The organism is Chryseobacterium phosphatilyticum (assembly GCF_002899825.2).
In the GTDB taxonomy this organism is placed as follows: Bacteria; Bacteroidota; Bacteroidia; order Flavobacteriales; family Weeksellaceae; genus Chryseobacterium; species Chryseobacterium phosphatilyticum.
This window is the reverse complement of record NZ_PPED02000002.1, coordinates 871,421-893,967: the sequence shown is the minus strand read 5'-3', so window position 1 is coordinate 893,967 and position 22,547 is coordinate 871,421. Positions and strand designations below refer to the sequence as shown.

Genomic DNA, 22,547 nt, shown 5'->3' with positions numbered 1-22,547 from the left:
TTTTAATGTACCACCCTTTTTCTGTCTGATCTGGGATCCATTCCTATGGCATATCGGTCAGCAGACCAATGGAGGTATTTATTTCTTAAATCTCTGAGATCTTTCTGTTCTGCCAGTTCTCTTACATAGTTAGGGCTGGTTTTATTATTGTTATATTTTTTATCTAGATCGGCCACCCATTTGAAATCATAAGGTCTTCCATTTTTAAAAACATATTCCCTTAGTTTTTTTTCAACCCGAACCAGAAGCGTGTCTTTAGAAAAATCATAAGTCTTCTTTACTTTCGTCATGGATATCTGCTCACATTTCTCATTATTTGCTTTTTCTGTCATAAATGTGAGAGGAATATAGCTGTAAGTATGCAATAATTCTCTGACTCCCTTTAATGCAAAGTATGCATTCCCTCCAATGTAGGAGAGTTGATTTCTGTTATACCATCCTTCAGCAACCAGTCTGTCTTCAAGAGGTTTAAGATCCCTTTTATCGGTCCAGTCCGTTTCTATTTCTCTCACCCATTCTGTTTCGGATAAATAACTTCCTCCAATGTCTGAATGCACTCCCGGAAATGTTTTTTCTTCCCCATAAAAAACAGGAACCTGCTTTTTTCCTTTTGCATCTGTATCGTAAGCTACATTGGTCAAGTCAAAATTTTCCCTGTGTTCATCAGTTGCGATAAAGTGTACGATCTTCTTAGCTGAGGTTATATCATCAAGATGTAGCTCTTCTATATCATTACTAAAGTTAGGTTTTGCAGAAAAATTGGGGTGATATGATGATACGGTATCATAAATTCCCAAAAAACGAACCACAATTCGATCTACAGTAATTCCAGCCTCCATTAGCTTTAATCCCAAATGCCCTCTTGCAGGCAATTGGGTGATAGGTACTTCTTTTCCGTCATCATCACTGTAAAAGGTAACGCTTACTTTTCTTTTGGTATAGGTTTTCTTGTTGGCCGCATATTTTCTTTTATTAATTTCATAAACAAAGTTTCGGGCGGCAGCGGCTCCTCTGCTGAATCCAAAGACATCAAGTATCAGAGTTCGTACAGTATTCTTATTGCCTAGATTCTTAATTATATTTTTTGTCAACTCTTCACACCCCTTTCTTACTTTTCCACGAACTCCCGTATCTCCACTTCCAAAAGCAAAACCTCCATTAGTATCAGATTGGTAGTTTTCAGTTCCTATTCCCTCAATATAAATTGCGTAATCAGCTTTACAACATTCAGACATTCGTGCTATATTACTCCAACCATTATCATAACTGGTATCCTTCTTTTCACTGATCTGTCTTTGTTTCCATGTTTTAATGCCATTCTTCTTATAAATTTCAGTGTTATTTTCTCTCTCCTTAGTATTTATTTTATTATTTAAAGTACCATCGAAGAAAAGTCCAAAAATAGCATCAATTGATTCCTCCGTTTTTTCTTCAGGACTATAATTCCCAAAAATCACATTTGACATAAGCTTTTATTTATGTTATCTAACAGATTTGACGTACTTAGCCATCTGCTTTACAGGAAACTTATTATTATTTTGTTCTATATATACTTCCGGATCACTGCCGTTACTAACATCTATTACAATGTCAGTATTGATTTCTTTATTAAGCTGTTCAAAGGTTTTAAACATATCTGTTTTCTCAAAATCTAATGGAAGGAATGTACCATTAGAAATTTTACTGGTCTGTTTTATGTATTCAGGATTACCTGTAAATACAATCTGTGAGCTCTCTTTTTTTCCATCTTTATTCTTCCATTGAAAATAGAATAAATAGGGTACCGCTCTTTTTGCATATGGTAAACTCGGGGCTGAATTATCTTGCAGTGTACTTTCACGCTCTCCGTTGGCCATATAAAAATTTCTTTTTTCGAGAGTACTTCCGGCCGGTAAAATAAGTTTAGGACTCCAGTTCAGTTTTTCTCTGAATGTTTCATACAGTGTTGGATCTGGATAACCTTCTTCTTTTATTTTTTGGGTAATAGCAGGATTTACAATTCCCGGGTCATTGAGGATATCTTCTCTATAATTAGGTTCAAATACATATTTAAACTTATCATAAGCTTCTGCCTGCGTAATTTTTATTTCTTTTCCCTGAAAATGCCCTACTTCCACCTGATGTCCATCTCCATATAACCAAAGTATCAATTTGCCTTTTGGTCCCAGGCCAATGATAAAAGTATCGTAGGTTCCTTTTTTTAAGGAATCAAAATAAGTCTTACTGAACCCTTCATTAAATAATTGGGTAATTTTCTTGGTATCCAGCTCCCAATGGCCTGCATAGAATTTGTTTTCCGCCAAAGAATACCAGGTGAATTCTAAGGTATGAGGAACTTTTACAAGGTTATCAGTTCCACCGCCATATTTGCCGGGCTCTCCCCAGCCTCCGCCGGCAATTCCCCAGATATCAGAAAAAGGATACTGATAATCATCGGCGATCAATTCTCCGTAATAAGCCTGCATCGGGTATTCATTAGGAGCAGATAACGTTCCGGTCCATTTATATTTTTCTTCCATTTTTTTGTTTTGACAACTGATTAATGAGAAACTGCATACAATGAAAAGAATGAAGGTTTTCAATTTATTTATTCCCATGAGACATTATTTTTTTATTACTCGATAAAATAAGATTTTCTCTCTGTGCTTCCACATTTATTTTTTTCGCAATCTTTTCTACCTTTTTCCCAACGTTTAAGTGATAGGAATCTTTAACGGTAACCTGAATATTAGTCGCAGTTTTTCTGATCGCCATCTTAGAATAGTTTTGATTTTTCAGCACTATTGAATTCCACGATTTTTCCGCTCTGCATGGTCATATTTTCCAGTTCGCTGAACATGGATATTTCTCCTGCAATTTCATGAGAAGTCTCGGATTGTCTTTTAAACTCCTTTTCTACCATTTCGGTTCTGGTGTCCGAAGATTCCCTGATATCACCGGAAGCGGTTTGTACAATATCCTGTCCTGCCGTAGAAATAATATCATCATTGGCATTGCTCGTAATACTATTTCCTGCCCCGATTGAAATTTCTTTTCCGGCTGTAATATTGATATTTTCACCGGCATTTAATGTAAAATTCTTTGGGGCTTTCATATCAATATTTCCTTTACCATCCATGAAATACACATTTCCGCTTGGGTCAAGAATTTTTACACTTCCTTCCTCATCATTCATTAAAATCCTGATTCCACTTCGGGTTTGTATCGACTTTAAATGGTTATTAATGCCTCCTCCCAAAGCAACTCCTCCATGGAACATTCCTCCCATGACAAAAGGCCTGTCCGGATGGCTATGAACAAAGTTGACCATGACCTGATCCCCCACTTCAGGAATAGCTACATAACCTCTGTTCTGGGTAATCTGGTCTGTTCCTCCCGCGTCAGGGCTCATCATTCGGATAAAATGAGTGGTATCATTAGTTTGCCAATCGAATCTCACCTGAATTCTGCCTTGCTTCTCCGGGTCTGTATTTGAAATTACAGTTGCTGTCTGAGGTTCGGCTTTAGGAACGATAAATTCCGGTTTTGGAAGAAATCCTGTATCTGCTGCGATTCCTACAAAGCTTCCATGATAGTGACCTATGGTGTCGATCTCATGTTCTGATTCGGTGATCATGATTCTTGTGAAATAAGACGTCTCATTGGAATCCGGTTTACGCATTTGCATATCTACCACGCAACCTGGGTGAAGAAAAGGAACGGTTGTATTTCCTGAAACAGAAAAAACATTTACGGCCTCACTTCCTGATGCACTTTTCTGTGAATACTCCACATCAAGATGGGTCGAAGCTTTCATTGGAGCGACCTGTAGTGCTGGTGTTTTATAAATAGAATCGTTATGGCTATAGGCTGTTTTGGCAAGATCACCCACATGTTTGATAGGTGTTGATCCCGAAGTTAGCTTTTCGTTTTTGTTACTGTTGTAGCCATAGAATTGTGGTCTGGTGTGTACTGCTTTCAATTCAACCTTGATATCATTGGCACTACTTCCGTAAGTTAATATGATCGGTTTATTCTGAGGAGGAAGCTTTCCGAAATGCAAAACTTCGCCATCGTAATAAAACTGTTCACCATATGCTTCTGCCATTCTTGCCAGATAGTTATAATGGGTTTCATCATACTGACTGCTGTAAATGATCTGTGAAAAATTATTGGCATCAATTCTAATATCAAAACGGCTTTTATCAATTCCTTGTTTGATAACTTCTTCTGCGATAATTCCCATGTTTACGGGCTGATTTCCCCCAAAACTTTGAATATGAGGAGCTCCGTCAAGGAGGACTGTCGGGCTGTTTCCGGTGAGTACGATATTTCCCAGACTCATTTTTTCCTGACTGAATCCTACGCCGGTAATCACCCCAACGAAAGTTCTTTCGGGACTGTTGTCTACATCTTTATACGAAATAATGGCTGTTAGCCGTTTTCCCAGAAATTTATTGGCATCTTCCAATGAATGAGTCTGCCTGTCTCCCAAGGTATCGTGAGCCAATGTAAGCGTAAACTCGTGATGGCGTCTTGTACTTTGTTTAAGTTTAAAATGTTTATAGTATTTGATTATCTTTCCCTCTATGACAAGAGAGAGTTTTACCAACCGGTTGATTCCGGTATGATGATTTTCAGATATACCGTCTGCATTTTGCGTCGGACGAAAAGTCCCTGCATTATTTCCAGGTATGATTGACATATTGTGTAGTGATTTGTTAAGGTTTTTAATTTTTTAACGGATTTTAAACAAATAAAATTCCGGCAGAATCCGGCAGAATCTGGCTGTACAACAGGTAAAAAAAGACCGTCTTATGAGGACAGTCTTTTTATAATGTACTACAAAAGACTTAACTCATTGGCCAAAGTCCTTCATAGAATGAATTTCCATAACTAATGCTCTCGGCACTTACCACAAAACTGATCAGCATATTGTTGCTGTCTAATGCATCAAAATCTACTTCATGCTGGATCACATATCCGTTTTCCCATTTTAAAGTAATTAATGTTCCCTCCTCATGAGACTTGTTGAAATTAATTTCTCCGGTTGTAGGCTTGTATTTGCTGTTTAGTAAACTCTCTAAGACATCAGATTTTTCTGTTGCCTCAATGGTTACTTTAATAAGAGCATTTGACGGATCAGATGCTACACGTCCTGAAACGTCTGTAGCTCTTGATACGCTGTAATTAAGCTTTAATAATTTTTGTCCTTCACCTCCATTGAATTTTAAGATTCCTCTTGAATTTCCTGCCATATTCTTAAATTTTATTCTTTACTATTTGTTCCTTCCTGTAGGAATTATACAAACAAAGATAGACTTCATGTTCTAAACTGAAAAGTTTTTAAGCAAGAGTTTCGGAAATTGTAGTAATTCTACGACTTTTTAAATTCGGACATTGTTGTCAAAATTATAACTATCTCTTTTTTTTATCAAGTGTGCAAAAAAACATGTTTATAGACATAATACCCTATGATGATGACAAGGTTAACGATGAGCAAGACCATCAGCACTGATCCATATTTTCTTTTCCTGTCTATAAAACTTAGTGCAAGAATAAAGAAAAAAAGCAATATTGTATACACTGCCGGATACATCTGAAATGCTTCAGAAAACCTCCCTTCAAGTACAAGAACAACAGCCCTCTGCGCACCACATCCGGGACATTCTACGCCCAGAAATCTTTTACTGGGACAAGTCAGCATGAAGTCTTCAATATTCATTTTTGAAACTATTCGAATAATTCTTATAACTACGTTGAAATCTTTGCTCTTGTATATTGATGAGGGAAGAAGCACTCTTCATTCATTTCAAACGATCCCTGAACGGCAATATAAGGGTTTCTTAAAATCTCTCTGGCGATAAAAACAAGATCCGCATCTCCGTTTTGAAGAATTTCTTCAGCCTGATCAACCTGGGTGATAAGACCTACGGCACCTGTTTTCACAGAAGCCTGATTCTTTATCTGAGATGAAAAAGGAACCTGATAGCCATCAAAAACAGGAATCTTTGCTCCATGAATATTTCCACCACTGGAAACATCTACAAGATCAACATCATGTTCTTTCAGAACTTTTGCCAGAGCCACGCTACTTTCAATATCCCAGCCGCTTTCTGCATATTCGGTTCCGGAAATACGTACAAAGAGCGCTGTATTTTCGTTCAATACTTCATTGACAGCATCAACAATCTCGATTAAAAATCGTATTCTGTTTTCAAAACTACCCCCATATTCATCCGTTCTGATGTTGGAAAGTGGTGATAGAAACTGGTGAATCAAATACCCGTGCGCTCCATGAATTTCAATGATATCAAATCCTGCTTTAACCGCTCTTTTGGCCGCTTCTTTAAAATTCTGAACCTGCTTTTTTACCTCATCAGCACTCAAAGCATGCGGAATTCTTTCTGACGGGTGATAGGGAATGGAGCTTGGCGCAATGGTTTCCCAACCTTCTTCGATTGAAATTTGTTTATTATTCCAGGTAGAGCCTTTTCTACCTGCATGAGCCAGCTGAATACCTATTTTACTGTCAGAGTTTTCATGCACAAAGTTGACAATGCGCTGTAATTTTTCAGCCTGTTCATCACTCCAGATTCCCATGCAATGCTTGGTTATTCTTCCCCTCGGTTCTACCCCTGTTGCCTCTACTACAATCAGACCTGTTCCTCCCTGTGCCCTGCTTCCGTAATGAACAAAATGAAAGTCATTGGCTATTCCGTTTTCACATGAATACATGCACATAGGAGACATTACCCATCGGTTTTTAAGCTCTATATTTCTGAATTTTATTGGTGTATATAACATTTTTATTATTTTAAAAATTGGAATTTCCGGGAAGAAGAATAAATATTGCCCAACTCATTAAAAAGAACTACTTTTACGCCCCTTTTTTAGTCGACAATATATGAAAAAAGACATACAGATCAGTTACGAATATTTTAAAAATAGCAGCGAACTGAGCGATATAGAGAAAAAATTATTTGAAAGAGCCAAAGAAGCTCGCGAGATGGCATATGCCCCTTACTCTCAGTTTCTGGTAGGATGTTCTGTTTTGTTGGAAAACGGAGAAATCTATTCCGGAAACAATCAGGAAAATGCGGCGTATCCATCCGGTCTTTGTGCAGAGAGAACTACCCTTTTCTGGGTGGCAGCGAATTTTCCGAATGTGAAAATAAAAAAGATTTTTGTAGTGGGTGGTCCTAAAGAATTCCACGAAAGCAATCCTCCGATTCCTCCATGTGGAGCGTGTCGTCAAAGCTTAATAGAATACGAAACCAAGCAAAATGAAAACATAGACCTTTATTTCTCCAGCATGAATGAAGAAGTGGTGAAGGTTCATGCCGTGAAGGATTTGTTACCTTTTTATTTTGACTCCACCTTTTTGTAAAAATGAAAAAGCAAATTTCATGAACAAATAACTAGTGGTTTTATCATAACCACAGAATTTCTGTTTTGATATGGGATCAGCTATTGATCTTACGAATTTGTATTGATAATATTTAGTTTAGAACCTGTAGTAATGAATGCCACAGGTTTTTTTATTGGTGTTGGAAAAAACGCAAAGGCCTAATAAATAACAAGCGATTTTAAAACACAATAAAATCAAAGGTTTTTGTAAGAATTTTTATAGCCACTAATTCACGAATGATTTTATTTGTGTATTAGTGGCAAACACATAAAAACTCCCTATACTTTCTATTTATGGAATCTCCCAAATCTGCGAGAAAATAAAAAAACAGGCTTTACTGACTAAAAATAAATAACCAATTTGGATTACATAAAAAAGGTTGTCTTATTTCTAAAACAACCTCTTTACTTTTTTATATCACCGGTTAATCTTTATTTTCCTCCTCTTCATCATCTTCATATTGCTCCAGATAGTAGCTGAAAGTGAAATCTTCTACTTCTTCTTCCGCATCTTCCAACGTTGTAAGAAGGTCTTCAAAAATTTCTAACTGATCTACCGTCATATTAACAAATTCGATGTGGATTGGCATTTCCAGATCTCCGGTAATGGTATCAAAAAGCGCATCAAGATTATCTCCAAAATGTTCAGGAAGCTGAATTTTTTCCTTTAACTGGGCGTAAAAATCTTCATAATCGCCTATGTCTGTAAAATCTATATATATTGTCTTCATATCTTTCTTATTTCTTTTTAATTCTTGTTGTGGTCATTGCGAGGAACGTAGTGACGAAGCAATCTCAAAAAAACATCCATAATATTTTCGATGTCACTAGCCAAGTCCTCCATTCAGGATTCATGGCATTAATCAAATCTAACTTCTTTTGTCTTGAACCTGCTTTAATCTGTTTTTCCCTGGCTATTGCATCTCCTATTTCCTGAAAAGCCTCCCAATATATAAGTTTATACAAATTATATCTGGATGTAAAGCTTTTTGGAAAATGTGATTCTTTATGTTGCTGAACTCGTTTTGGCAGGTTTGAAGTAACTCCGGTATAAAGAGTTGTGTGGTTTTTATTCGTCATGATATAAATAAAACCTGCTTTTATTTGTTTTACAACATATTTAAAGATTGCTTCGTCACTACTGAACTACATTCGCAGACCTCAGTCTGTTCGCAATGATATTACTGTTTTTCAAAACTCTTATAATGGTTTTTGGTAAGATAAACCTCTCCGTTTCTGGTAAAAATAATTCTGTCTGCCTGCCTGCTTCCGCAATGGTAATTAACATCTGCTTCAAAATACTTTTCTCCATTTGGCAGTCTTCCTTCACGGTTTCCAAACCTATCTCCTCCAATAGCCTTTCCCGGGAGTACATCACAAAGATTTCCTTTTGAAGGATTCCAGCCTTGTCTTCTGGCTTCATTTTTTGTGATATAATAATCCGGTAACCTATAATTTTGTTTTACATAATTGATGACCGTTCTTTCTTCTGTCAGGATCTCAATACTCCCCTGATCTGCTGGGTTTCCGGTATCGGCTGAAGCATTTCCGTAATTTACATTTTCTGTTTGTGCACCCTTGGAATGGTCTTTTTTACCTGCAATAAAATTATTGTAAATGTACATTACAGACATTCCGAAAAGAAGCCCTAAACAGATGAAGAATACGGATCTTATTTTACCATTCATAGCAATATTTTCTTTGATGTAACAATGTCTCAGGAATGTAACAATTATGGATTGATGACCTGATACATTGCAGATTATCTATTTATCTTAGTTTCTCCACTCTTCAGGAATATCACAAACTGGAATAGGTTCCATTTTATGTTTTGCGGCTTTATGCATTCTGTCAAAAATCAGGAAAACTTCTTTGTCTCGGCCTTCATAATCTTCAGCTGTTTTGGTACCGTATTCTTTCTGAATCTTTTCAAGTTCAGGATAAGTCGCTCCAATCTGTTGTTCATCAGTTCTGTCTACATCCCAAAGTCCGTCCGTAGGAATAGCTTCCTGAATACTTTTGATCAGGTTTAATCCTTTCGCCAGGGTATAGACTTCAGTTTTATAAAGATCTGCAATCGGGGAAACATCTACTCCACCATCTCCATATTTTGTATAGAATCCGATTCCGAAATCTTCTACTTTATTTCCTGTTCCACATACCAGAAGACCGTTAAGCTGCCCGTAATAGTATAGGGTAAGCATTCTTAAACGAGATCTTGTATTGGCAAAAGCCAGTTTTTCGTTAGGATATAAATCATCCTGCACGTTAAATGTTTTATATAATTCTTCAAAAGCTGGTGTAAGATCTACAGACATGATTTCAACATTGGGAAATTTTGATTTCAGATCATTCATATGGTCTTTTGCACGGTCTACCTGATCCACTTTCTGACGAATCGGCATTTCGATAAGCAGGGTTTTCAATCCTGTCATAGCGGCCAATGTGGAAACTACTCCTGAATCTACTCCTCCTGAAACGCCTATTACGTAACCGTTAACTCTGGCTTTTGTTGCATAATCTTTTAACCAGCTTACAATATGATCTATTACTTTTTGTGTCTGCATTATTTATATTTTTAATCTATACCAAATTCTTTAGGGTATTTCACAACCCCTCTTATATTTTTTAATCCGTCTTTTACAAGCTCAATGGCCATTCCATTTTCTTCAGGAATTTCAAACGGAAAAGAAATCCCAAAATTACTTGTTTTTTCGTAACCAAACTTAGGATAATATTTTTCATGCCCAAGAAGGATCACAGATTGATATCCTAATTCCCTGGCTATCTGATGCCCATGAAGGATAAGTTGCCCTCCAATTCCCTTATTCTGGAATTCTGGTTTTACAGAAACAGGTGCTAAAGCCAATGATCCGAAAGATTCTGATCCATCTTCAATAGTAATTTTTGTAAACAGAATGTGACCTGCAACGTCTCCATCATTGTCTTCTGCCACTAATGATAATTCAGGAATGAACGCTTTGGAAGTTCTCAATTTTTCTACCAAAAACTGTTCGTGATGATCGCTATGTTCCATATTCCTGAATGCTTCTTCTATAATTTGAAACACTTTTTCGTGGTCTTTTTCTTCTTCTTGTCGGATTTTCATAAATATCAGATATATTTTTCACGTTTCAATTCATACCAAAAACATGATACTCCGGAGTCTTCAAACTCTCCCGTATTTTCAAAGCCTAGCTTTCTCAACATATGGTTGGATCCTGTATTTCCGGTATCTGCATAAGCATAAATAGTATCGGCTTTCAATTTATTAAAACCATAATCCAGAGCAGCTTTTGCGGTTTCCATAGCATATCCTTTACCCCAGAATTCGGGAATAAAACGGTAGCCCAGATCCAGGGTATTTACATGTCCGTTGATAGGCTGTCTTAATAACTTAAGACCACTCCACCCAATCATTAGTCCACTTTCTTTTTCAATGACGGCAAGCCTTCCCACTCCATTTTCTTCATATTGTTTCTGAATCATTTTGATGGTTTCTTTTGATTCATCAAGACTTGTTACCGGTTTGCCCAGATATTTCATGACGTCAGGATCGGAGTCCATCAGAAACATTCTTTCACAATCGGTATCCTCAAGTTTTCTTAAAATCAATCTTTCTGTTTCAAGTATCATAGTATTGTTTATTCTTCAGTTCCAAAAATCGTAATATCTGTTTTTGTTCCTTTTTTAATATCGGATTCCTTCATTTTATTTCCGCCAACATTCAGCGTTTGTAAAGCCGGGTTTCCGGAAATATCTATTTTTTGGATTTTATTGTGCTCTATATTCAGTTTTTTTAAATTTTTAAGCTGGGTGAAATCAATGGTTTTTAATTGATTTAAAGATAAGGTTAATTGCTCAATCCTAGGAGTAGCCTTCATTGAAATCGTTGCCAGAATGTTGTTATCTAAATATAATGAAGTCAGGTTTCTCAGATTTTCTGCTTTAAAAGAAGACATTTTGCATCCTGTACATGAAAATAATTCCAGCTTATCAAGATTTCCAATATTTATATCCGGAATCGTATTATCATCAAGTAAAACCATTTTAACATTTTTAAAAAGCCTTACATCCTCAGTAGAAGTAATTCCTTTTTGCACCAGAAATAAATTGGTAACCATTCCTGCCTCCATGGGTTCCAGGGTTCCGCTTTTATTAAGGTCAAAGTTTTCGAGAACTGCCTTTTCAAAATTTTTGTCTTTAAACTCAACCTTTTGACCGAAGAAAAAAGAAAATCCTGCAATAAGGCAAAGGGCTGTAAATATTTTCATTTTCATCTTAATTTGTCCTTTTAATTTTTATTTTTGTAACCTTAAATTCCATGTAAAAATAATGAAGATTTTTAGATTTATTGCGCTTTCTTCTGTTTTAGTTCTGGGACTAAACTCTTGTAAAAAAGACCCCAACAATCAATGGAAGGTAGAGATAAAAAATACTGCCGAAAAAGTTGATATAACTGATATTTCCAAAGAATTCTACAATCCCGGTATTCCGTTGGAGCAATTTAAAGCTCAATTTCCGTGGTTCCAGGGAACGGTTTCTGATGAAGATTTCAGTAAAAGAAGAATAGATGCAGAGGAAATAAAAATCTACAAAGAAGCCATCGGTAAAATTGATCAGGCTAAATTACAAAGTGAGCTACAGGGACTGTTCTCACACATTAAATATTATTTCCCTCAGTTTAAAAGTCCGAAAATATATCTGTTTTCATCAGCTTTGCAAATGGTACAGGATCCTATCATTTATGACCCGAAAGGAAATTTCCTGTTTATAGACATCACGGGGTTTATGGGAGATGGTAATCCTCATTACAAGGGATTGGAGCTTTATTTCCAGAAGTCAATGAATCCGCAGAATATTGTTCCGAAAGTTTCACAACTTTTTGCTGAGAATATCGTTACAGAATCTCCTGATCACCAGAAATTTATTGATCAGATCATTCTCAACGGAAAAGTAATGATTCTACAGGACGCCTTCCTTCCCGACTTTCCCGACTACCTGAAAATGAATTACACCCAAAAGCAATACGACTGGGCTAAATCCAATGAAGCCAACATCTGGAACTATTTTGTGGAAAGCAATTTGATTTTCGGAGATGATCCAAGATTGGGAGAGCGTTTTATTGCCCCGGGGCCATTTTCAAAATTTTATACTGAAATTGATAATGAATCGTCCCCACAAATTGGAATTTTTACGGGATGGCAAATCTGCAAAGCCTACCTGAAAGAGAAGCCTGAAACGAAACTAACTGATTTTCTGAAAATGGATGCGACCAACATCTTTAATCAATCCGGGTATAAACCTGTAACAAAGTAGACAACATCACATACCTATAAAAGACCTTTTGTATTGCAAGGGGTCTTTTTTATTTTCAACACAAATCAACATGCACATGGAAAATTTAATTAGTATTCGAAACTTAAATTACGGATTTACCAGTGATAAACTTATCCTAAAAAACATTGATCTTTCTGTCCCAAAAGGAAGTATTTTTGGTTTTCTGGGAGCTAACGGAGCCGGAAAATCAACTACTATGAAAATGCTGATTGGCAGTATTCCTGATGATCATAATTCTATTCAGATTTTTGAAAAAGATTTATCAGACCTATACCCGGAAGGGTTTCAAAAAATCGGAAGTCTGATAGATACTGCTGCATTTTATGACCATCTATCAGGATGGGATAACCTGATTATCATCTCAAGACTCAGAAACTTACCTGAATCGGAATGTGAAAGGGTATTGCATCTGGTGGATCTTTGGGAAAACAGAAAAATGAAAATGAAAAAATATTCCCTTGGAATGAAGCAAAGACTCTCAATAGCAATGACGATGCTTGGAAATCCCGATCTTTTGATTCTCGATGAGCCCGTAAACGGTCTAGACCCCAATGGAATGCTGGAAATGCGGGAATTATTAATCAAGCTTAACAAGGAACAAGGGGTTACTATTTTTATTTCGAGCCACCTGCTTCAGGAAATTGAAAAAATGATTACTCATCTTGCTATTATTTCTCATGGTGAAATACGTTTTACGGGAAGTATACAAGATCTTAACGAACTCTACAGATACAACCATATCCGAATTGGAATCATGAATGCAACTCGGTTTATTGCTGAAGTTCCTGAGAATTATTCTCCTAAAATTATCAATGACCACACCATAGAAATCACTGCAGAGTCTAAAGAAAATATTGCAGATCTTATCAAAAAGCTGGTTTTGGCTCAAGCCGAAATCTTTGAGGTAAAAAATAATGCGGGTCTTGAAGATTGGTTTATGGAAATAACAAAAAACTAAACACAGATGAAAAAATTATTAACCGCCATCGGTACAGAATGGCTAAAAACAAAAGGGTTGGGATTGACCTATATTGCCATTGTCCTTGGAACTCTAATCCCTTTTCTGAGCTTCATTCCTGGGTTTTTCAAAAAAAGTCTCATTATAGAAGGGACACTTAAGTATTCAATATTTGAAGATGCTATCGGTGGAGATGCCATCAAGTATTTTACATTTTTTATTTTACTGTTATTTGTCATTATTACAGCCAACAGAATAGCGCAAACCGATCATAAAAATAACGGTTGGCAACTGATGGAAACACAGCCGGTAAGCAGATTTCAATTGTATTTATCAAAATATATTATCCTGATATTTTTGTGTTTTATATGTATTGCTTCTTATTTTGGGTTCAATATCATTTTAGCCTTAGCAGATTATTATATACATCCCGATCCTGCCAAGCTCATGACTTTTGATATCATGTGGATGGTTGAGACCTTTATTAGAATTCTGATCACCATTTTAGGAATTGCAGCCCTTCAACTTTGTATTTCGGTTGCTTTTCAAGGCTTCATCTGGTCATTTCTCATTGGCTCACTGGGGCTGGCTTCCAATATCACTTCTCTTATACAGAAGCAGGCTTATTTTTTTAATCCATATAGTTCTCTGTATACGTTTTGGAATGCTCCTGAAATAAAAAACCTGAACAGCTTTATTTCTCATTCTGAATACATGAGCCTTTTCTGGATGGTCATATTTCTTGTTCTGGGCTATTTCTGGTACAGTAAAAAAGGATTTAAAAATGCATTCCTTAAAAATAAAAAGCAGATTTTTATCTCAGCTGCTGCCTTAATTATTGGCTCCGGATTGCTTTATATTTTCCAAAAGCCCAGATCATATCACAGCGATGGAACCGGAGTTGTTATCAAAGGAAAGCTGGAAACTGATCTCAAAATAGATTCTGTACGAATTTATTCCAAAGATTTTCACAAAAAAATTGGAGCCACAGTAGTCAAAAATAACACTTTCAACTGGCTGACCACACAGGCGCTTCCATTGGATGAATATATTCTGGAAATCGGAAATAAAAAAATAAATTTCATTATGGCCAGTGGGGACTGGTTCAATTTTGATCTCAAACTGAATAGTGTAAAGCTGGTATCTTACGTACAATCCAATAGAAAAGCTGATCAGGTCTACAAAAACAATGAAGCTTCTTTTGGATATGAATTCCAGTATGCATTGGAAAAACAAAATTATAATAATGATCCGGCCAAATTTTATGATCTCGCAGAATCTGACTGGAAAGAAAACAAAAGGATTCTCAATGTATTTGCCGATCCTGAAAACAATGCACTTTCAGAGGATTACAAAAGATATAAAAGAGAACTTATGTCTATTGAATATCTGAATGAGATCAATAATTATAGAAAAATGACTTCACTGACTGATTCAAAATTTGCCCCACCTGCATCTTTCCTTAAAGAATTAAATGAAAACATTCAGAAGCCAGGCCTTCTTTTAAGCAAAAATGATAATTACCTTCAATATAAACTGGATCAGTTATTGTCTGACAAAGACCAGATTTCCAATCCGGATAGTATTCTATTTGTAAAAATCGATCAGATGCCTGCAGGAATTTCCAAAGATCAGCTATTGTCAAAACATTTAACAAAGTCCATAGAGTTACAAACGGACAGTATTGCAAGAAACAAACTTTTTAATGCTGAAATCGGTAAAGTAAGTAATATTGATTACAAAAAAGCTCTTTACTCAAAACTTGACGAAATCAATAGGTCTCAGAAGGGTTCTGTATTTCCCGATATTGCTCTTCTTAATGATAAAGGGGTCATCCAAAAACTTTCAAAATATAAAGGCAAATATGTGATAATAGACTTCTGGGCAACCTGGTGTGGCCCGTGTAAACAGATTCGCCCTGTATTTGAGTCGAGAAGTTACCAATACAGACATTATGATAATATTCAGTTTATTTCTATCAGTCTGGACGAAGAACAATCCAAATGGACCAATTATTTAAAAACAAAAACGTCTAACATACCACAGTTCTGGCTTATGAATGCAGAGCAGTTTATGAATAAATACAAAATACAGTCTATCCCAAGATTTATTATTATTGATCCTGAAGGCAAAATTTTTAACTTTAATACACCATTTCCTGATGAAGATAATTTCGTAGAAATTTTAGATAAGCTCAAGAAGTATTAACTTTGCTGAAAATTTTAAATTGATATGAGAAAAACTCAGATTACGATAGATGTAGAGCTGGATGAAAACCACGTTCCTGAAAACATTACATGGAATGCTCAGGACGGAGGTATTGAAAAGGAAGAAACTAAAGCAACAATGATCTCTGTGTGGGATGATAAGGCTATGGAAGCGTTAAGAATTGATCTTTGGACAAAAGAAATGCCGGTAGATCAGATGAAGATGTTTATCCACCAGATCTTAATCTCTTTAGGAAGTACTTACCAGAGAGCAACAGGTGAGGAAGATGTAGCACAGTGGATGGAAGAAATTGCAGAGGAATTTGCGGTGAAATCAGCCATAAAATAAAATGTAAAACAATTTGAAAATGGAGTAATTTGAGAATTTGAAAATGAAGGAGCCATTTTTATTATGCTTGCAATTCTATTTTCAAATTATTTTATTTTCAAATTATCAAATTATATAAATATGAATTTTAATACAAAAGTAATTCACGGAGGGCAGCATCATGAATCTGCAACGGGTTCTGTCAATGTTCCTGTATTTTTAACCTCTACATTTGCACAAAAAAGTCCCGGAGTACATTCCGGATACGAATATTCAAGAGCTGCCAATCCTACAAGACAGGCATTGGAAGATTCTTTGGCAAGCATTGAAAACGGAGCGAGAGGCTTGGCTTTCGGTTCCGGTCTTGCAGCCATTGACTGTGTTCTGAAGTTACTAAATCCAGGTGATGAGGTCGTTGCTGTAGATGACCTTTATGGAGGTACCTACAGAATGTTTACCAGACTTTTTGAAAAATATCAGTTGAAATTTACATTCGTGAATTTTGATGATGTTGCTAAAATTGCTGACGTTATTACTGATAAAACGAAACTGATCTGGGTGGAAACTCCAACCAATCCGTTGATGAAATTAGTAGACATCAAGGCAGTAGTAGACATTGCTAAAGGAAAGGATATTCTGGTAGCAGTAGATAATACTTTTGCTACACCCTATATTCAGAGACCTATTGATTTAGGAGCTGATATCGTAATGCACTCTGCTACAAAATATCTTGGAGGTCACTCCGATGTTATTGCGGGAGCCCTTATTGCTAAAGATGCTGAATTGGGAGAAAAACTTCACTTTATTCAATTTGCAAGTGGTGGTATTTTAGGACCACACGATTCTTACCTTGTATTAAGAGGAATCAAAACGTTGGCATTGAGAATGCAAAGACATTCTGACAACGGTCTTGCAGTAGCAAAGTATCTTGAAACTCACCCAGCAGTTGATAAAGTCATTTATCCTGGATTAGAGTCTCATCCTCAATATGAACTGGCAAAATCTCAAATGAAGGAATCAGGAGGAATGGTATCATTCACTTTCAAATCCGGAAAAAAAGAAGATGCCATCAAATTTCTGGAGAAAGTAAGAGTATTCACATTGGCTGAATCTTTAGGAGGTGTGGAATCATTAGCAAATCATCCTGCATTGATGACTCACGCTTCTATTCCAGCAGAAAAACGTGCTGAACTGGGAATCACGGATGACCTGGTTCGTTTAAGCGTTGGAATTGAAGATGCAGAAGATCTTATTGCAGATTTAGAGAAAGCTTTTTCTTAACAAAATAAATTAATGAGAAGGGATTGAATAAAAATATTCCTTCTCATTTTATTTTACACCACCACATTATTATGAGAGATATACGAAAAGTAATCATTTCCGATTTGCCACAACTCGCAAGTTTATTTGACCAATACAGAGTTTTTTATCATAAAGAATCAGATATTCCTGCCGCAGAAAATTTCATCCGGGAAAGAATTGAAAACAAAGATTCTGAAATTTTTATTGCCGAAGAAGATGGTATATTAACGGGTTTTGTACAACTCTACCCTATCTTTTCTTCCACAAGAATGCAGCGATACTGGTTACTGAATGATTTATATGTCAACGAAAATCATAGAGGAAAAGGGTTTTCTAAAGTACTCATCGAAGAATCGAAGGACTTGTGCAGATCTTCCAAAGCCTGCGGAATTTTATTGGAAACAGGAAAAGGTAATGATATCGGAAATCAGTTGTATCCCGCTTGCGGATTTGAACTTTACGATTCCGTGAATTTTTATGAATGGAGCAATTCCTAAGTATCCTCAAACAAATACTAACTTATAACTCAAAAACAATATGTCAGATTTTCAAAAATACATTCAAAGATATTTAGATCAGATTCCAGCAGGAGATTGGTTGGCAGAACTAAAAAAGTCGGGAGAAAAAACCTTAGGTATTTATTCTAATCTTACAGAGGAACAATCACGTTTCGCCTATGCTGAAGGAAAATGGACACTGAAAGAACTTTTGCTTCACTTATCAGACTGTGAAAGGGTTTTTCAATACAGAATGCTTGCTTTTGCAAGAGGTGATAAAAACAATCTTCCGGGGTTTGATGAAAATGAATATGCTGAAAAATCATTCGCTGACAAAAGAACTTTAGAATCATTAATTGAAGAATATACACTGGTAAGAAAATCTACTCAGATTTTTGCTGAAACACTAACTCCTTCCGCTTTACAAACAACAGGTATCGCCAACGGAAATGAAGTTTCTGTAGAAACAATAGGAAAGTTGATCGTGGGCCACAATTATCATCACCTGAATATTATTGAGGAGAGATATTTATCCAAATTGGGATGGATGTAAATATAATTTTTTTAAATAGGCTGAAGTCCATCTCTATTGATGAAATGCACTTTTCATATTTAATATGAGACAAAATAAATCAAACATCAATTGGAACGGGCTTTAGCCCGTTTTTCAATAAACAAATCTTCTATTGGCTTTAGCCAAAACCTAAAAATACTTCAACATCCTATTTCATTTACAGGTTAATTTTTTGTCTAAAAAACCTAGATTTTCTACCTTTAACGACTGATTTGAATTCGAAACAATTATGGAGCATATTATAGAAGTCTTACAATCCGGTGGAACCATACTCTATCCTACTGATACAATTTGGGGGATTGGTTGTGATGCCACCAATATAGAGGCTGTCAATAAAATTTTTGACATTAAAAAAAGGGAAAAGAATAAGTCTATGATTATTCTGGTAGAGTCTGAAAAGAGACTTCAGGATTTGGTAGATGTTCCTGAAATGGCCTGGGAAATTATTGATCTGAGTGAAAAACCGGTGACTATTGTATACGATAATCCAAGAGGCCTTCCTAAAGAATTACTTGCTGAGGACGGAAGTATTGGGATCAGATTGGTAAAGAATGATTTTTGTAAAAAATTAATTACCAAGCTCAATAAGCCTTTGGTATCGACATCGGCCAACTTCAGTGGTGATAAAAGTCCTTTGAAATTTTCAGATATTTCTCCGGAAATGATCAAACTTGTAGATTATGCTGTAGAAGAAGACAGAGAAAAAGTTTCAAAATATTCAGGTTCTTCTGTGATTAAAATATGGGCTGACAACAGAATAAAAGTTCTTAGAGAATAATAAAATTCTGTTTTACCTGATTTATTTTTGAAGTCTTGCCAGTACATATCGGCAGGATTTCTTTTTTTAGTTTTATCTTTGCAAAACTTCAATTCATAAAATACATGCTATGAACCATCAAAAATTTGCTCAAACATGGGTAAATGCCTGGAACTCTCATGATTTGGAAGATATACTTTCACATTATTCTGAAGATATTGAAATTACGACACCGATGATCGTAATGGCTACCGGAGGCAAAGAAAGTTCATTAAAAGGAAAAGGTGCTGTCTGTGAATATTGGAAAAAGGCATTAGAAAAATTTCCGGATCTTCATTTCGATCTGATTCATGTAACAGCTGGGGTTGATTCTGTAGCATTATTTTATAAGTCTATTATGAACAAGCATGCTGTTGAAGTGATGTTCTTTAATGAAGAAGGACAAATTAATAAAATGTATGCCCATTATGATTAATGAGCAACATTGGTAGAAATTGACGCTATTATAAACGATGAAAATTAATCTGACTCAAAATAAAAATTTAAAACTTTTTAAAATAATTTCTGCAGCTGCAGAAAGGAATAATCAATCTGTATACATCGTTGGGGGTTATGTGAGAGATCTTTTGATGAAAAGAAAAGCTTCTACAGATATTGACTTTGTCACGGAACAAAGTGGTATTGAGCTTGCTCAAAATGTGGCTCAGGATATTGATCCTAAGCTGAAGGTTTCCGTATTCAAGACCTATGGAACGGCAATGATCAAATATAAAGATCTTGAGCTGGAGTTCGTAGGGGCAAGAAAAGAAAGTTATACCGAAAACAGTAGAAAACCTGAAGTAGAAGGTGGAACTTTGGAAGATGACCAGAAAAGAAGAGACTTTACCATCAATGCGATGGCTATTTCTTTAAATAAGGGTAATTTTGGCGAACTGATCGATCCGTTTAATGGCATTGAAGATCTTGAAAAAGAAATCTTAAGAACACCATTAGAGCCGGCACAAACTTATTCTGATGATCCTTTAAGAATGATGAGGGCGGTACGCTTTGCTTCCACTTTAAAATTCAATATTGAGGAAAATTCTCTGAATGCAATCAAACAGGAAGCAGAAAGAATTAAGATTGTTTCTATGGAAAGAATCATGGTAGAGTTTAATAAAATCATGCTTTCTGAAAAACCTTCTGTAGGATTCAAATTAATGGAACAAACCGGACTTCTAAAACTTATTATTCCTGAACTCATAGAGTTGAAAGGAGTAGAGGAAGTGGAAGGACAAACTCACAAAGATAACTTCTACCATACTCTGGAAGTTGTCGATAATATCTCTGAGAATACAGACAATCTTTGGCTGCGTTGGGCTGCATTACTTCATGATATCGGAAAAGCTCCTACTAAAAGATTTGTTGAAGGAACAGGCTGGACATTCCATGGGCATGAATTTTTAGGTTCAAAAATGGTAAAAACTCTTTTCCAAAGACTTAAATTGCCATTAGGAACTGACATGAAATATGTACAGAAAATGGTAAAGCTTTCATCCCGTCCTATTGCCTTAATTACCGATGATGCTTCGGATTCTGCATTGAGAAGACTTCTATTTGATGCCGGGGAAAATCTTGAAGAACTTTTTACACTTTGCAAGGCAGATATTACAACCAAAAATTCTAAAAAGCAGGAGAAATTTAAAAGAAATTTTGAATATGTGGCCGTTAAGATCAAAGAAGTGGAAGAAAAAGATCAGGTGAGAAACTTCCAGCCTCCTATCACAGGAGAAGAGATCATGGAAATGTTTAATCTAAAACCAGGCCGTGAGATTGGGATTCTAAAAGAAAAGGTAAAAGAGGCCATTCTTGAAGGCGAAATTCCTAATGAAAAAGAAGAAGCTACAAAATTTGTAATTGCTGAAGCTGAAAAACTAGGACTCGTAATACAATAGAATTAACACAAATAATAGTTTCGGCGGGATTTCATCCCGCCGAAATTATTTATGTCCTGATTACAAAATACTGAAAACAAAGCCGGCCGGTTTCTTCGAAACCGGCCGGAAAAAAACACAAATGATGAAAAAAATAAAAAATTATATAATGTACGCCGAAGCGTAATTTTTAATTTTTATAGAAACCGTTGGTACCGATTCCTGCATTAAAATTTGCCAATAAATTTCCTCCTGCAGTATCATAAACATACACTTTACTAGCTGTTGAGAAGCTTGCGTCAGAAGCATAAATTTTGTTATCAATGACATCAAATCCATATACATTACCAAATAAGGATAAAAGAGGTACATTGGGAACAACAGTAGAGTTCATACTCATTTTAAATACTGCTTTACTCCCTGTAAGAAGGTAGAATGTATCATTATCAGCTCTCAGCTTCAATCCCTGAGGAATTCCTGTAATAGTTGTTGTTGTATAAGTTCCCGCTGCAGAATTTATCTTATAGATATAAGAATCTGCATCATCAGAAGCCAGCACATATGCAATTCCATTATAAGAAATAAGATCTCTTATAATTCCTTTGCTCGGAAGAGTAATCGTTTGATCTGCTGTATTTGTAGACGGCTTAACTACCGTAACTGTATAACCCGTTGGATACGCAGCATATGGTGCTGTTGTAGCATACCCAACACCATCTGTCTGAACAATAATATTTCCTTCAGCAGCTACTATTTTTTCCGCATAACGAGGAAAATTAACACTGGTTACAAAAGCATTGTCTGAAACATTATAGACATTCACTTTTCTTACATTAGGAACTGTCGCAAAGTTGTTGTTGGTCACATAATATTTATCTCCTGAAAAAGCAATATATCTTGCATTATCAAGATTGGCAGTTACTGTCGCTGTCTTTTTGAAATTAGTACGATTAACGATATCAATCTTATTCGGAATGTTAGAAACCAAATAAGCGCGGTCTCCATTTAATCCTATACTTTGAAGGACTTTTCCAAGTTCTTCCTTATTGGTATTGGTATAGATATTATTATATCCGTATGTCAAAGTATTACTTAAAAAAGAAACATCTGCCGTTGGTGTTGTGAAACCTCCTTCATTAGCAATAAGGACTCCTTTTTCATAACTTGTAGGAAGATTTGTTTCTGTACCTAAGTCAATATCATTACTACAGGAAACACTGAAAAGTAATGCTGATAGTAATGCAAGGGGTAAAATTTTTCTGATATTCATATGCAATTAATT

Annotated in this window: 26 protein-coding genes; 11 read left to right on the top strand and 15 right to left on the bottom strand. The window is 35.8% G+C overall.

Annotated elements, in window-relative coordinates; translation table 11 throughout:
* Positions 1–2: 2 nt before the first annotated feature.
* The 7 genes from C1631_RS11185 to namA form a co-directional block, all read right to left on the bottom strand.
* Positions 3–1,466: a T6SS phospholipase effector Tle1-like catalytic domain-containing protein gene (locus tag C1631_RS11185; RefSeq protein WP_103248109.1), complete on the bottom strand. Its 1,464-nt coding sequence runs from the start codon at positions 1,464–1,466 to the stop codon at positions 3–5.
* Positions 1,467–1,481: 15 nt separating this feature from the next.
* Complete coding sequence (locus C1631_RS11180; protein ID WP_228441172.1) at positions 1,482–2,519, bottom strand: DUF2931 family protein; 1,038 nt, start codon at positions 2,517–2,519, stop codon at positions 1,482–1,484.
* Positions 2,520–2,583: 64 nt separating this feature from the next.
* Complete coding sequence (locus C1631_RS24035) at positions 2,584–2,754, bottom strand: hypothetical protein (RefSeq protein WP_165828276.1); 171 nt, start codon at positions 2,752–2,754, stop codon at positions 2,584–2,586.
* Between the two features lies 1 nt (position 2,755).
* Positions 2,756–4,684 (bottom strand): type VI secretion system Vgr family protein, encoded by a 1,929-nt coding sequence (locus tag C1631_RS11175; protein WP_109712147.1) that lies wholly within the window; start codon positions 4,682–4,684, stop codon positions 2,756–2,758.
* Positions 4,685–4,832: 148 nt separating this feature from the next.
* Positions 4,833–5,237 carry a type VI secretion system tube protein TssD gene (gene tssD, locus C1631_RS11170; RefSeq protein ID WP_027374496.1) on the bottom strand — a complete coding sequence of 135 codons (405 nt, stop codon included), beginning with the start codon at positions 5,235–5,237 and terminating at the stop codon, positions 4,833–4,835.
* 176 nt (positions 5,238–5,413) lie between these two features.
* The gene (locus C1631_RS11165; RefSeq protein WP_109712145.1) at positions 5,414–5,704 is read right to left on the bottom strand and encodes a DUF2752 domain-containing protein; all 291 of its coding nucleotides are present in this window, start codon (positions 5,702–5,704) and stop codon (positions 5,414–5,416) included.
* Between the two features lie 29 nt (positions 5,705–5,733).
* The gene (gene namA, locus C1631_RS11160; RefSeq protein WP_109712143.1) at positions 5,734–6,786 is read right to left on the bottom strand and encodes an NADPH dehydrogenase NamA; all 1,053 of its coding nucleotides are present in this window, start codon (positions 6,784–6,786) and stop codon (positions 5,734–5,736) included.
* Between the two features lie 100 nt (positions 6,787–6,886).
* Here namA and C1631_RS11155 point away from each other — a divergent pair, with 100 nt between their 5' ends.
* The gene (locus C1631_RS11155; protein ID WP_109712141.1) at positions 6,887–7,369 is read left to right on the top strand and encodes a cytidine deaminase; all 483 of its coding nucleotides are present in this window, start codon (positions 6,887–6,889) and stop codon (positions 7,367–7,369) included.
* A 445-nt stretch (positions 7,370–7,814) separates the two neighbouring features.
* Here C1631_RS11155 and C1631_RS11150 read toward each other — a convergent pair whose 3' ends face one another.
* The 7 genes from C1631_RS11150 to C1631_RS11120 form a co-directional block, all read right to left on the bottom strand.
* Entirely contained in the window at positions 7,815–8,120 is a 306-nt protein-coding gene (locus C1631_RS11150; protein ID WP_109712139.1) for a barstar family protein, read from the bottom strand.
* Positions 8,121–8,184: 64 nt separating this feature from the next.
* On the bottom strand, positions 8,185–8,469 hold the full coding sequence (locus C1631_RS11145; protein ID WP_262510204.1) for a GIY-YIG nuclease family protein: 285 nt from the start codon (positions 8,467–8,469) through the stop codon (positions 8,185–8,187).
* A 101-nt stretch (positions 8,470–8,570) separates the two neighbouring features.
* Positions 8,571–9,077: a ribonuclease domain-containing protein gene (locus tag C1631_RS11140; RefSeq protein ID WP_228441169.1), complete on the bottom strand. Its 507-nt coding sequence runs from the start codon at positions 9,075–9,077 to the stop codon at positions 8,571–8,573.
* Between the two features lie 87 nt (positions 9,078–9,164).
* On the bottom strand, positions 9,165–9,956 hold the full coding sequence (nadE, locus tag C1631_RS11135; RefSeq protein WP_109712137.1) for an NAD(+) synthase: 792 nt from the start codon (positions 9,954–9,956) through the stop codon (positions 9,165–9,167).
* 11 nt (positions 9,957–9,967) lie between these two features.
* On the bottom strand, positions 9,968–10,498 hold the full coding sequence (locus tag C1631_RS11130) for a GNAT family N-acetyltransferase (RefSeq protein ID WP_103248672.1): 531 nt from the start codon (positions 10,496–10,498) through the stop codon (positions 9,968–9,970).
* Positions 10,499–10,503: 5 nt separating this feature from the next.
* On the bottom strand, positions 10,504–11,025 hold the full coding sequence (locus C1631_RS11125) for a GNAT family N-acetyltransferase (protein WP_103248671.1): 522 nt from the start codon (positions 11,023–11,025) through the stop codon (positions 10,504–10,506).
* A gap of 8 nt (positions 11,026–11,033) precedes the next feature.
* Positions 11,034–11,663, bottom strand: a complete 630-nt coding sequence (locus tag C1631_RS11120) for a leucine-rich repeat domain-containing protein (protein WP_228441166.1) — start codon at positions 11,661–11,663, stop codon at positions 11,034–11,036.
* A 61-nt stretch (positions 11,664–11,724) separates the two neighbouring features.
* Here C1631_RS11120 and gldB point away from each other — a divergent pair, with 61 nt between their 5' ends.
* The 10 genes from gldB to C1631_RS11070 all read left to right on the top strand — a co-directional run bounded on the left by gldB (position 11,725) and on the right by C1631_RS11070 (position 21,286).
* Positions 11,725–12,708, top strand: coding sequence for a gliding motility lipoprotein GldB (gene gldB, locus C1631_RS11115; protein ID WP_109712135.1), 984 nt, complete (start codon positions 11,725–11,727; stop codon positions 12,706–12,708).
* 76 nt (positions 12,709–12,784) lie between these two features.
* On the top strand, positions 12,785–13,687 hold the full coding sequence (locus C1631_RS11110) for an ABC transporter ATP-binding protein (protein ID WP_109712133.1): 903 nt from the start codon (positions 12,785–12,787) through the stop codon (positions 13,685–13,687).
* A gap of 6 nt (positions 13,688–13,693) precedes the next feature.
* On the top strand, positions 13,694–15,895 hold the full coding sequence (locus C1631_RS11105; RefSeq protein WP_109712131.1) for a thioredoxin-like domain-containing protein: 2,202 nt from the start codon (positions 13,694–13,696) through the stop codon (positions 15,893–15,895).
* A gap of 24 nt (positions 15,896–15,919) precedes the next feature.
* Complete coding sequence (gene gldC, locus C1631_RS11100) at positions 15,920–16,243, top strand: gliding motility protein GldC (RefSeq protein WP_103249309.1); 324 nt, start codon at positions 15,920–15,922, stop codon at positions 16,241–16,243.
* Between the two features lie 120 nt (positions 16,244–16,363).
* On the top strand, positions 16,364–17,503 hold the full coding sequence (locus C1631_RS11095) for a cystathionine gamma-synthase (protein ID WP_109712371.1): 1,140 nt from the start codon (positions 16,364–16,366) through the stop codon (positions 17,501–17,503).
* A gap of 71 nt (positions 17,504–17,574) precedes the next feature.
* Positions 17,575–18,021 (top strand): GNAT family N-acetyltransferase, encoded by a 447-nt coding sequence (locus C1631_RS11090; RefSeq protein ID WP_109712129.1) that lies wholly within the window; start codon positions 17,575–17,577, stop codon positions 18,019–18,021.
* A gap of 40 nt (positions 18,022–18,061) precedes the next feature.
* On the top strand, positions 18,062–18,574 hold the full coding sequence (locus C1631_RS11085; RefSeq protein ID WP_109712127.1) for a DinB family protein: 513 nt from the start codon (positions 18,062–18,064) through the stop codon (positions 18,572–18,574).
* A 250-nt stretch (positions 18,575–18,824) separates the two neighbouring features.
* The gene (locus tag C1631_RS11080; RefSeq protein WP_109712125.1) at positions 18,825–19,373 is read left to right on the top strand and encodes an L-threonylcarbamoyladenylate synthase; all 549 of its coding nucleotides are present in this window, start codon (positions 18,825–18,827) and stop codon (positions 19,371–19,373) included.
* A 109-nt stretch (positions 19,374–19,482) separates the two neighbouring features.
* Entirely contained in the window at positions 19,483–19,827 is a 345-nt protein-coding gene (locus C1631_RS11075; protein WP_103249562.1) for a nuclear transport factor 2 family protein, read from the top strand.
* A gap of 37 nt (positions 19,828–19,864) precedes the next feature.
* Positions 19,865–21,286 (top strand): CCA tRNA nucleotidyltransferase, encoded by a 1,422-nt coding sequence (locus tag C1631_RS11070; RefSeq protein ID WP_103249561.1) that lies wholly within the window; start codon positions 19,865–19,867, stop codon positions 21,284–21,286.
* 169 nt (positions 21,287–21,455) lie between these two features.
* On the opposite strand, the gene C1631_RS11065 is transcribed toward C1631_RS11070, so the two are convergent.
* Positions 21,456–22,535 (bottom strand): DUF5074 domain-containing protein, encoded by a 1,080-nt coding sequence (locus tag C1631_RS11065; protein WP_109712123.1) that lies wholly within the window; start codon positions 22,533–22,535, stop codon positions 21,456–21,458.
* Between the last annotated feature and the right edge of the window lie 12 nt (positions 22,536–22,547).